This is a genomic window from Glycomyces sp. TRM65418 (assembly GCF_019710475.1).
GTDB lineage: Bacteria > Actinomycetota > Actinomycetes > Mycobacteriales > Micromonosporaceae > Glycomyces.
Window position 1 is genome coordinate 101746 of record NZ_JAJFAX010000012.1, and the last position, 11043, is coordinate 112788.

14 protein-coding genes and 1 pseudogene are annotated in these 11043 nt (G+C 68.8%); 11 read left to right on the plus strand and 4 right to left on the minus strand.

What is annotated here, in order from left to right:
- Window positions 1–400 precede the first annotated feature (400 nt).
- From K3N28_RS20960 to K3N28_RS20970, 3 genes are all read right to left on the minus strand, one after another.
- Entirely contained in the window at window positions 401–1297 is an 897-nt protein-coding gene (locus K3N28_RS20960; protein WP_228094714.1) for an NUDIX domain-containing protein, read from the minus strand.
- A gap of 133 nt (window positions 1298–1430) precedes the next feature.
- Window positions 1431–1628, minus strand: a complete 198-nt coding sequence (locus K3N28_RS20965) for a cold-shock protein (protein ID WP_228094715.1) — start codon at window positions 1626–1628, stop codon at window positions 1431–1433.
- A gap of 52 nt (window positions 1629–1680) precedes the next feature.
- Entirely contained in the window at window positions 1681–1896 is a 216-nt protein-coding gene (locus tag K3N28_RS20970; RefSeq protein WP_228094716.1) for a TMEM43 family protein, read from the minus strand.
- Window positions 1897–2231: 335 nt separating this feature from the next.
- On the opposite strand from K3N28_RS20970, the gene K3N28_RS20975 reads away from it, so the two are divergent.
- The 11 genes and pseudogenes from K3N28_RS20975 (at window position 2232) to truA (ending at window position 9994) form a co-directional block, all read left to right on the plus strand.
- Window positions 2232–3020, plus strand: coding sequence for a 1-acyl-sn-glycerol-3-phosphate acyltransferase (locus K3N28_RS20975; protein ID WP_228094717.1), 789 nt, complete (start codon window positions 2232–2234; stop codon window positions 3018–3020).
- Between the two features lie 11 nt (window positions 3021–3031).
- On the plus strand, window positions 3032–4159 hold the full coding sequence (locus K3N28_RS20980; protein ID WP_228094718.1) for an NAD(P)H-dependent glycerol-3-phosphate dehydrogenase: 1128 nt from the start codon (window positions 3032–3034) through the stop codon (window positions 4157–4159).
- Window positions 4104–5111, plus strand: a complete 1008-nt coding sequence (locus K3N28_RS20985; protein WP_255640303.1) for a D-alanine--D-alanine ligase family protein — start codon at window positions 4104–4106, stop codon at window positions 5109–5111. The genes K3N28_RS20980 and K3N28_RS20985 overlap by 56 nt, the downstream gene beginning before the upstream one ends.
- A gap of 191 nt (window positions 5112–5302) precedes the next feature.
- Window positions 5303–5908 carry a 30S ribosomal protein S4 gene (gene rpsD, locus K3N28_RS20990; protein WP_228094720.1) on the plus strand — a complete coding sequence of 202 codons (606 nt, stop codon included), beginning with the start codon at window positions 5303–5305 and terminating at the stop codon, window positions 5906–5908.
- Window positions 5909–6209: 301 nt separating this feature from the next.
- The gene (gene infA / locus K3N28_RS20995) at window positions 6210–6431 is read left to right on the plus strand and encodes a translation initiation factor IF-1 (protein ID WP_026929479.1); all 222 of its coding nucleotides are present in this window, start codon (window positions 6210–6212) and stop codon (window positions 6429–6431) included.
- A 27-nt stretch (window positions 6432–6458) separates the two neighbouring features.
- Complete coding sequence (gene rpmJ / locus K3N28_RS21000; protein ID WP_081913453.1) at window positions 6459–6575, plus strand: 50S ribosomal protein L36; 117 nt, start codon at window positions 6459–6461, stop codon at window positions 6573–6575.
- Between the two features lie 168 nt (window positions 6576–6743).
- A complete protein-coding gene (gene rpsM, locus K3N28_RS21005; RefSeq protein ID WP_228094721.1) occupies window positions 6744–7118 on the plus strand; it encodes a 30S ribosomal protein S13 in 375 nt (124 codons plus the stop codon).
- 11 nt (window positions 7119–7129) lie between these two features.
- Window positions 7130–7528 carry a 30S ribosomal protein S11 gene (gene rpsK, locus K3N28_RS21010; protein ID WP_091053358.1) on the plus strand — a complete coding sequence of 133 codons (399 nt, stop codon included), beginning with the start codon at window positions 7130–7132 and terminating at the stop codon, window positions 7526–7528.
- 106 nt (window positions 7529–7634) lie between these two features.
- Window positions 7635–8681: a DNA-directed RNA polymerase subunit alpha gene (locus tag K3N28_RS21015; RefSeq protein WP_228094722.1), complete on the plus strand. Its 1047-nt coding sequence runs from the start codon at window positions 7635–7637 to the stop codon at window positions 8679–8681.
- Between the two features lie 67 nt (window positions 8682–8748).
- Window positions 8749–9096: pseudogene (gene rplQ / locus K3N28_RS21020) on the plus strand (50S ribosomal protein L17); the annotation flags it as partial.
- Window positions 9097–9169: 73 nt separating this feature from the next.
- A complete protein-coding gene (gene truA, locus K3N28_RS21025; protein WP_228094724.1) occupies window positions 9170–9994 on the plus strand; it encodes a tRNA pseudouridine(38-40) synthase TruA in 825 nt (274 codons plus the stop codon).
- An 829-nt stretch (window positions 9995–10823) separates the two neighbouring features.
- On the opposite strand, the gene K3N28_RS21030 is transcribed toward truA, so the two are convergent.
- Window positions 10824–11043 (minus strand): hypothetical protein (locus K3N28_RS21030; RefSeq protein ID WP_228094725.1); only part of this gene is annotated, 220 nt, incomplete at its 5' end.

Here is an 11043-nt window from a genome sequence, read left to right on the forward strand (position 1 = left end):
CGCTCCGACCAGTCGCGACCAGTCCGAGTGGCGGGACGGCCGAAAGGCCGGTGAGAGGCAGGCGACACCGCCGCGGCGCGAACGGCCGTTCACGGCCCGGATCCGCCTCGAAGGCGGCGGTCGGCGCGCGGCGACCGCGGCCCGCCCCCGCCTCCCGGCCGCTCGCTCGCCGCGCCGGGCTGCGGATCGCAAGCCGTGCCGGCGAAGGCCGCTGCATCGGAGCGGTGCCGGGACCGCGGACCCCGCCGCATCGGGGCGACTGACAACATAGGGAGCAGCTTCGACGCGAGCGCCGAGCCGACGCCGGGGCAGCGGTTTGCGCCGCGGCCGACGACGCCGCCGTGCCGCGGCCGTCGAAGCCTCGGCCGCGCCGGCCCGGGCCGGTATCACGGGACCGTCGCTAAAGCCGCTCCACTCCCACGAGCTTCTGGCCCGACAGCGACAGCACCCACGCCTCGCCAGCCCGGGTCGAGACGTCCGGGGTCTCCACGCCGTCCTCGTCCGCCAGGATCGCCACCGTGTCGCTCACGACCTCCGGCTCGGCGCAGACGATCGCCGCCCCGCCGCCGCCCGCCAGCTCCCGCACCCGCAGACTCGAGCGCTCCGGATTGCGTTCGTGGGCATCGGTGTCGAACGCCGAGTCCCCCGAGAGGCGGCACCGCACCGCCTGCGCGATCGGCTCCACCGTCTGCACGCTCGCCCGGCCCGTGGCGCTGTAGGCCCGATCCGGCCGGTACAGCGAGGCCAGCGCCGCCAACCGCACCGCCTGGTCCTGCCCGCGCAGGCTCAACGGCCGCGTCACCTCCGGTCCGGACCAGCGCCGCTCGGTCTCCGCCGGGACCACCAGCAGCACCGTCGCGGTCACCGCCGGGAGCGCCGAGAACGCCTTGAGCACCTGCTGATCCCGCGGACGCGTCAGCGTCTCCCGCGCCTCCGCGAGCGTGATCCAGCACCGCGCGCCGATCTCGTCGTCGGCGGTGAAGGCCGCATCGGGCTTCTCGGTGCGCATCGACCAGTAGTCGACGTACTTGAGGATGTCCCCCTCGGGATTGGGCAGCACGTACGAGGACCGGCACAGCCACAGCTGCGGGATGACCGGGATCCCGGTCTCCTCCTCGACCTCGCGGCACGCCGCCGTCAGCGCGTGCTCGCCCGGATCGAGTTTGCCCTTGGGCAGCGACCAGTTCCCGACCTTGGGCCGCCACACCGCGACCACCTCGATCAGGCCGCGTTCGCCGTTGCGCCACAACAGGCCGCCGGCGGCGGCCACCTGCCGCTGTGCCCCGTCTCCGTTCACCGCAGTGCCCCGTTCACGACAGCGCCCTGTACACGGCAGCGCCCCCGACCGACATCGTCCCGCTCACACTCACGCCCCATACGGTACTGGGATTCGGCCCTTCGCGGAAACCCCGCCACTCGCGCGAAAGCCGCTAGGGACGCATGGTGAGGATGCGGACCGCGACCACGCGATCCGCTTCGTCGCAGTCGAGCGCGACGCGCTGGCCGGGGCGGAGGAACCGGAGCCCGGAGACGGCGAAGGCCGCCGCGTCGAAGGCGACGCGGCGGCCGGTGTCCAGGACGACCTCGCCGGAGGTGTCCTCGTTGAAGTTCGAGACGGTGCCCTGCATGCCTTCAGCATGGGGCATTCGGGGCGCGACCGCCAGGGGGATCGCGGTCCGGCTACTTGCGGATCTGGCGGCGTTCGCGGCCGCCGACGGCCTGGTAGCCCTTGTATCCGAGCCAGCCGATGACGCCGAGGACGCCGATGACGAGCGCGGCCTTGATGAGGAACCCGAGGGCGCCGAAGATGAGGCCGACGAGGCTCCCCACGATCCAGATCACGATGACCGCACCGCCGAAGAGGGCCGCAAGCCAGCCGAAGAGACGCCAGTTCATGTCACTCACTCCGTGTCGAGTCGAAATTCAAGCCGACACGTGCGGTCGGCGAGCTAGATGTCATTTTGACTCTATGATGACATCATAGCGGTACGCGCGCAAGCCCGGGGTTCGCGCCGCCGCTGCTTCGCGGCCGTGCTTGACGCGCCGCGTACCTGGGGGTTCACTGGGCGTATAGCGGCGCCCCGCGTCGAGGAGTCAAACCCCACGCGCGGCTTCCCGTCGCCTGAGCGGCATGGGACGGGCGTTAGAGTGCAATGCACTGACGATCCCGTACACAACGGCACCGCCGAGCCCGTCCGCAGCTCAGGCCCTCCGAGAAAGCGAGCAACAAGGTGACCGAGCCGACGACCGAGGCGCAGTACACCTTCCGCCGCCGCGGCGGCGACGCCATCTCACCCTTCATCCAGGTGGCCGCCGGCATCGTCAAAGGCGGCATGCTCACGCTCTCCAAGCGCGAGTGGTCCGGCATGGAGCACCTCCCCCTCGAAGGCCCCGCGATCTTCGTGTGGAACCACTACTCCGACATCGACCCCCTCGTGGTCGTCCACTACATCTACAACGCCGGCCGCCACCCGCGCTTCCTCCTCAAGGAGTCGATCCTGCGGGTGCCCGTGGTGGGCCCGATCGTCCGCAAGAGCGGGCAGATCCCGGTCAAGCGCGGCAGCGCCGAGGCCGGCGACGCCCTCCGGCTCCTCGCCGGCGAGCTCGCCAAGGGCCGCATCGTGGTCATGGCCCCCGAGGGCACGGTCACCAAGGAGCCGAACCACTGGCCCATGCGGGGCAAGACCGGCGTCGCCCGCCTCGCCATCGAGACCGGCGCCCCCGTCATCCCGATCGTCCAATGGGGAGCGCTCGCCATCCACGACCGCCGCCGCCGCCCCAAGTTCCAGCTCGGCCGCAAACCGGTCACCGTGAGGGCGCTCCCGCCCGTCGACCTGGACGAATGGCGTGACCGGCCGATCACCCGCGAGACCCTCACCGCCGCCGCCGACCGCATCATGGAGGCCCTCCGGGACGGTCTCGCCGAGATCCGCGGCGGGACGCCCCCGCCGTTGTTCGACCCCCGGCAGCTTCGACGTGAAGACCAGTCCAGCCACGAAGAAAGCGAGCCGACCGAGTGAGAGCAGCCGTCATGGGAGCCGGTTCCTGGGGGACCGTGTTCGCCAAGATCCTCGCCGACGCCGGGACGCCGGTCACCCTGTGGGCCAGGCGGAAGTCCGTGGCCGAGGCGGTGAACGAGCGGCACCGCAACCCGGACTACTTCCCGGACGTCGACCTGCCGCCGATCGTCGCCGCCACCGACGACGCGGCCGAGGCGCTGCGCGGCGCCGACCTCGTGGTCCTCTCCGTGCCGAGCCAGACCCTCCGCGAGAACCTCTCGGCGTGGGCCGGGTTCCTGGAACCGACCGCGACGCTCCTGAGCCTCATGAAGGGCATCGAACTCGGCTCCACCGAGCGCATGACCGAGGTCATCGCCGATGTCACCGGGGCCTCGCAGGCGCGCATCGCGGTCCTCTCCGGACCCAACCTCGCCCGCGAGATCGCCGAGGAGCAGCCGACCGCCTCCGTCGTCGCCTGCGTCGACCACGGCCGCGCCGTCGACGTCCAGAAGGCCGTCACCACCGCCTACTTCCGGCCGTACACGAACACCGACGTGGTCGGCTGCGAGCTCGGCGGCGCCGTCAAGAACGTCATCGCCCTCGCCTACGGCATGGCCGCCGGGATGGGCCTGGGCGACAACACCAAGGCCACCATCATCACCCGGGGCCTGGCCGAGACCACGCGCCTCGGCATGCGCCTGGGCGCCGACCCCGCGACGTTCGCCGGGCTCGCCGGACTCGGCGACCTCGTCGCCACCTGCTCGTCCCCCCTCTCCCGCAACCACACCTTCGGAGAACAGCTGGGCCTCGGCGCAACCCTCGAAGAGGCCGCCCGCGTCACCAAGCAGACCGCCGAAGGCGTCAAGAGCTGCCGGTCCATCACCGACCTCGCCCGTAAGGTGGGTGTGGAGATGCCGATCTGCGACGCCGTCGAGCGGGTGTGCCATGAGGGACTCGACCCCAGAGCCGCGGTCGCCGAACTCATGGGACGCGAGACGAAACCCGAAATCGACAGTTTGAGGTCCGACAATGCACAGTTACCGCTCCGCAGGCGTCGCCGAGGGGACTCGACCGACCGTCGCGGTGTTCTTCGGCGGGCGCAGCGTGGAACAGCCCGTCTCCTGCGCCTCCGGCTCCGGAGTCGCCAAGGCCCTGCGTGAGCGGGGCTTCGACGTGACCACGATCGGCATCACGCGCACCGGCGAATGGGTCCAACTCGACCCGGACGCGACCTTCGCCATCGAGTCGTCCGACGCCCTGCCCGAGATCACCGCCGAGACCGGCAAGGCCGTCGCGGTCGACCTCGGCCCCGGCGCGCAGCCGATGGCCGACGTCCTCTTCCCGGTCCTCCACGGCCCCTACGGCGAGGACGGCACCATCCAGGGCCTCTTCGAGATGGCCGGCGTCCCGTACGTCGGCTCGGGCGTGCTGTCGAGCTCGCTGTGCATGGACAAGGAGTTCAGCAAGCGGCTCCTCGCGGCCGAAGGCGTCCCGCAGGGGCCGTTCGCCGTCCTGAAGCCCGGCGAGGACCTCGACGCGCAGGCCGTCGTCGACCGGCTCGGCCTCCCGGTCTTCGTCAAGCCCGCCCGCGCCGGATCGAGCCTCGGCATCAGCAAGGTCGGCTCGGGCGCCGAACTCGCCGCGGCCGTCGCGAAGGCCCGCGAGGTCGACGACAAGGTCGTCTTCGAGGCCTCCTTCGAGAACGTCCGCGAGATCGAGATGGGCGTCCTGGAGACCCTGGACGGCGACCTGGAGGTCACCTTCCCGCTCGAAGTCCTCGCCAAGGGCGAGGACGGCTGGTTCGACTTCGAGGCCAAGTACCTCGACAACCCCGAGCCGTTCAACCTGCGCCCCGACTACCCCGAGGGCGTGGCCGAGCAGGCGCAGGCGTTGGCGCGGAAGGTCTTCCGGCTCCTCGACTGCCGCGACCTCGCGCGCGTCGACTGCTTCCTCACCGAGGACGGCACCGTCTACCTCAACGAGGTGAACACCATGCCCGGCATGACGCCGATGAGCGGCGTGCCGCAGGCCTTCGACGCCTACGGCATCTCATACGGCGAGCTGGTAGAGCGCCTGGTCACTCTCGCGGCGGCCCGTGCTCGACGCTCCTGAGTACGGCGAGTACTCTGGCTGAGTTGACACGCTTGATTCAAGGGTGTTGACCACTGCATCACCGTGTGCGCGCCAGCCCCCGAGTCCCGGGTGAACAGCTGAGCGCGCTACACTCACGCGTTTCTGCCGGTCAGGGACGCAATATGCCTCGTATGTCGTTCGGGGCAACGCATGAATTACTGGAGAAATCATTGCAAGCTAAGGCGAAAGTCAAGCTTTCCCGTTCCCTCGGCATCGCGCTGACGCCGAAGGCCGCCAAGTACATGGAGCGCCGTCCCTACCCTCCGGGGCAGCACGGCCGCGGCCGCAAGAAGGAATCGGACTACAAGAACCAGCTCGTCGAGAAGCAGCGTCTGCGCGCGCAGTACAACATCTCTGAGCGCCAGCTCCGCAACACCTACGCCGAGGCCGTGCGCAAGCCCGGCAAGACCGGTGAGGTCCTGGTCGGCCTGCTCGAGTCCCGCCTGGACGCCTTCGTGCTCCGCGCCGGATTCGCCCGCACCATCTACCAGGCGCGGCAGTTCGTCAACCACGGCCACTTCACCGTGAACGGCCGCAAGGTCGACATCGCCTCCTACCGGCTCAAGCCCGGTGACTTCGTGCAGGTCCGCAAGAAGTCCCGCGACACGACGCCGTTCCAGCTGGCCGCGGCCGGCGCCTGGGCGGGCGAGACGACTCCCGCGTACATCGAGTCGCACCTCGAGGGCCTCATCGCCCGGTTCCTCTCGGTGCCGGAGCGCAAGCAGATCCCCGTGATCTGCGATGAGCAGCTCATCGTCGAGTACTACTCGAAGTAAGCCTGAGCTTCCGAACGCCGCCCGGTCCGCCGGGTCTCCGGAGCACCGGGCGGCGTTCCGCTCTCGTTCGAGTGCCCTCTGTCACGGTCAACCCCCTGGTAGGCGGTTCCCGGGCGCGAGTAGACTCGCTCAGTGGTGCAGTGCGTCCCTTGTCGGATCGCCATGCGCTCAGCGGCGCGGACGCCTTCGGCGGAGCACCGCATTCTTTCGCCCGCCCGAACCATCGGGTTGGCGTGCCAGTAGCTCCAGGCCTGTCATGGGCGTGGGGTTTTCAGACCGAGTTGTCACGGTAGCGGAGGACATGCCGAAAAAAGACGGTGCCATCGAGATTGAGGGCAAGGTCGTCGAGTCACTCCCGAACGCGATGTTCCGGGTGGAACTCACCAACGGCCATAAAGTGCTCGCTCATATCAGCGGCAAGATGCGACAGAACTACATCCGAATCCTTCCCGAGGACCGGGTCGTGGTGGAGCTCTCGCCGTACGACCTGTCGCGCGGACGGATTGTCTACCGTTACCGCTGACCTGACGACTACACGTAAGTAGGACTCGTGAAAGTCAAGCCGAGCGTCAAAGTGATCTGCAAGAACTGCCGCGTGATCCGCAGGCACGGACGAGTGATGGTTATCTGCTCGTCCGACCCGCGTCACAAGCAGCGCCAGGGCTAGCAGCTCCAACGCCGACAAGTAAGGCCCCAGAAGGGGAAACCGCCGCCAGTGCGTCAGCACAACCCTCGGCTCGGAGGCCGAGGCTCGCATCGCCCATCAGGGCAGGGGGATCGAACCCCGGCGAGAAGGCAGTGGTCAGACCTCCGACAACGCTAGGAGTACGCCTGTATGGCACGCCTGGTCGGAGTCGACCTCCCGCGCGACAAGCGCCTGGAGATCGCACTCACCTACATTTTCGGCATCGGCCGCACGCGCTCGCTCGAGACGATCGCGGCGACCGGCCTCGACCGCGACAAGCGGGTCAAGGACCTCAACGACGAAGAACTGGTCGCGCTCCGCAACTACATCGAGGAGCACTACCAGGTCGAGGGCGACCTGCGCCGCGAGGTTCAGGCCGACATCCGCCGCAAGATCGAGATCAACTGCTACCAGGGCCTCCGTCACCGCTACGGCCTTCCGGTCCACGGTCAGCGGACCAAGACCAACGCCCGTACTCGCAAGGGTCCGAAGAAGACCGTCGCGGGTAAGAAGAAGGCACGTTAGGAGCGCAACTGATGCCACCGAAGACTCGCGGCGGTTCCAAGAACCCGCGCGCAAAGAAGAAGAACGTGCCCCACGGGCACGCCCACATCAAGAGCACCTTCAACAACACCATCGTGTCGATCACCGACCCGACCGGTGCGGTCATCTCCTGGGCCTCCTCGGGCCAGGTGGGCTTCAAGGGCTCGCGCAAGTCGACCCCGTACGCCGCGCAGATGGCCGCCGAGGCCGCCGCTCGCCGTGCGATGGACAACGGCATGCGCAAGGTCGACGTCTACGTCAAGGGCCCGGGTTCGGGCCGCGAGACCGCGATCCGCTCCCTCCAGGCCGTCGGCCTCGAGGTCGGCTCGATCAACGACGTGACCCCGCAGCCGCACAACGGCTGCCGCCCGCCGAAGCGCCGCCGCGTCTAAGGTCCTCCCGGACCTGAACGACGGCCTCCCACAGCGGACGCAGTCACCGAATCCATGAGTTTAGGCGTCATATAGCGGGCGCCCCGAACAAAGGAAACACCGAACAGTGCTTATCACCCAGCGGCCCACGCTCACCGAGCAGCAGATCAGCCCGACCCGCTCCAAGTTCACGATCGAACCCCTGGAGCCCGGTTTCGGCTACACGCTCGGCAACTCGCTGCGGCGCACGCTGCTGTCGTCCATCCCGGGCGCGGCGGTCACGTCGATCAAGATCGACGGCGTCCTGCACGAGTTCTCCACCATCCCCGGCGTGAAAGAAGACGTCGTCGAACTGGTGCTGAACGTCAAGCAGATCTGCGTCTCCTCGGAGAACGACGAGCCGGCCACCATGTACCTGCGCAAGGAAGGCCCGGGCGAGGTCCTCGCCGGGGACATCCAGCCGCCCGCCGGCGTGCAGGTCCACAACCCCGAACTCAAGCTCGCGACCCTGAACTCCAAGGGCCGCATCGACATGGAGTTCGTGGTGGAGCGCGGCCGAGGCTACGTCTCGTCGCCGGCCAACAAGGGCGAGACCAACGAGATCGGCCGCATCCCGGTCGACTCGATCTACTCGCCCGTGCTCAAGGTGGCCTACTCCGTCGACGCCACCCGCGTCGAGCAGCGCACCGACTTCGACAAGCTCACCGTCGATGTCGAGAGCAAGCCGTCCACGACCCCGCGCACCGCGCTGGCGTCGGCCGGTTCCACCCTGGTGGAGCTGTTCGGCCTGTACCGCGAGCTCGACACCGAGGCCGAGGGCATCGATGTCGGGCCCAGCCCGGCCGACCAGCAGCTGGCCGCCGATCTGGCCCTGCCGATCGAGGACCTGGACATGACCGTCCGGTCCTACAACTGCCTCAAGCGCGAGGGCGTCAACACCGTCGGCGAACTCATCAACCGCACCGAGGCCGACCTGCTCGACATCCGCAACTTCGGGCAGAAGTCGATCGACGAGGTCAAGATGAAGCTCGCCGGCATGGGCCTGAGCCTCAAGGACTCGCCCGGGACCTTCGACCCCAGCGAGGCCGCGGTGGCCTACGGCGGGTCGCCCGTCGCCGAGGCCGATGAGTACGAAGACGACGGTGAAGATCTCCGCGAGACCGAGCAGCTCTAAGCCGCCCGACCAGTGGCGGTCGGTTCCGTAAGACGGCCGGCCGCGTCAAACCCAGAGGAGCAAGACAATGCCCAAACCTACTAAGGGCCCGCGCCTGGGCGGATCCCCGGCACACGAGAAGCTGATGCTTTCCGGCCTCGCCGCTTCTCTGTTCGAGCACGGCAGCATCACCACGACGCTGACCAAGGCTCGTCGCCTGCGTCCCTACGCCGAGCGTCTCATCACGTACGGCAAGAAGGGCACGCTGCACCACCGCCGCCTGGCGCTGGCCAAGCTGCGCAACAAGGACGCGACGCACGACCTGTTCGAGCAGGTCGCCCCCCGCTTCGCGAACCGTGAGGGCGGCTACACCCGGATCATCAAGGCCGGGCACCGCAAGGGCGACAACGCGCCGATGGCGATCATCGAACTGGTCGACTAAGACGGCAACCGACCGCGCGTAAGGCTTCGGCCTTACGCGCGGTTTGCTTTATCCGGAGGGACGCGCTGTGGACGAGGTTGTGGACAAGACGAGGCTGCGGCTGGGCATCGCCTACGACGGGGCCGAGTTCTCCGGCTGGGCGCTGCAGCCCGGACGGCGGACGGTCGCCGCCGAGGTGCTCCGGGCCCTGGAGGTCCTCTTCGGCCCGGTCGGCGACTTCACCGTCGCCGGACGTACCGACGCCGGGGTCCACGCCACCGGCCAGGTCGTGCACTTCGACGTCCCCACGGCGAAATGGGAGGCCCTGAGGGAGAAGCTGCTCTGGCGGCTGCGCGGCATCCTTCCGCCGGACGTGCGGGTCACCAAGGCCGAAGCGGTCGACCCGTCCTTCAACGCCCGCTTCGCGGCCCAGTGGCGCCGCTACCGGTACCGGGTAGCGGACGCGACCTGGGGCGTCAACCCGCTGCGGCGCCTGGACACCCTCGCCTGGCCGCGGCCGCTGGACGTGGAGCGGATGCACGCGGCCTGCCAGCGACTCCTCGGCGAGCACGACTTCGTGGGCTTCTGCAAGCAGCGCGAGGGGGCGACGACGATCCGGGAACTGCAGCAGTACGACTGGGCACGAGACGAGGACGGCGTGGCGGTCGCGACGGTGCGCGCGGACGCGTTCTGCCACTCGATGGTCCGAAGCCTCGTGGGCGCCGCGCTCGCGGTGGGCGACGGCCGGAGAGATGAGGAATGGCTGGCCTCGATCCTCACCATCGGTGAGCGCGCGAACGACGTGCATGTGGTGGGACCGCACGGGCTCACGCTGGTGAAGGTCTCGTACTCGGACGACCCGGAAGACTGGCAGTCGCGCATTGACCTGACGAGGCGGGTACGGACCCTCTGAGGAAGACGGCCGAGGGACGGTCACGGACCAGAGGCGGACGAGGGACGGATGCGGGACTGATGCGGAGCAAGCTCGGAGGGGCCCGGCACGCCCGGTACCGTGCGCGGCTTTCGGCTTGTTTTCGATTGCGGTCCTTGAGCCGCGACAACAAGGTGGGGACTTCCCAAGGCTTGCTCTGGGCTTTCGGGTCGCGTTCGGTCACGGCTTTCTGAGCGGCGACATCGAGGTAGGCGGCGGTGCGGGGTCCGATTTCGGGCTAGGGCATGGGGGTGGGCCCGAACTCGGGCTGGGGTCGAGCTGGGAAGCTGGGCCCTGTTTGTCGGGCTGTCGGTGCCTCTTCCCTTCCTCCGGCTGCCAGGCGTGGTGATGGCCGCGGTTCGGGCAGGCGGCGACAACAAGGTCCCATTCCCTGAGGGTGCTCCTGCGGCTGTGTGGTGGGGTTGTGATTGCGGTTCGATCGGCGGCGACAACAAGGCCGCAGGACGGCGGAGTGGTTCTTCGGCTGTGTGGTGGGGTTGTGGTTGCGGTTCGATCGGCGGCGACAACAAGGCCGCAGGACGGCGGAGTGGTTCTTCGGCTGTGTGGTGGGGTTGTGGTTGCGGTTCGATCGGCGGCGACAACAAGGCCGCAGGACGGCGGGGTGGTTCTTCGGCTGTGCGGTGGGGTTGTGGTTGCGGTTCGGGCAGGCGGCGATGAGGGGTGAGTGGTTGGTGGGGGTGGGCTGTCGTTGCCGGGTCGGTCTTGGTTGCCGGGCATGGTGAGGGGCCCGAACCCGCTTCGGGTTCGAGCTGGAAGGCGTTGGCTGTGCCGTTTTGCCCCCGCTCCGGCTTCACCGGAGCGGGCGTCCTAAGAAGGGCGGGTCGCCCGGGGTGTTTGCTCCGGCCCTTGCCGGTTCTTTGGGCTGGCCGACTGTGGCGGGCGTTTCGGTCGGCGCCTTCCTGGACTGCTCTCGGCACCGGGCCTTGGCCGCGTGCATCGCCGCTACCGCTTTGGCTTCCTCGGCCGCCTGGGCGACCTGGTCCAGGTCCGGTTTCATCGACTGGGTCCAC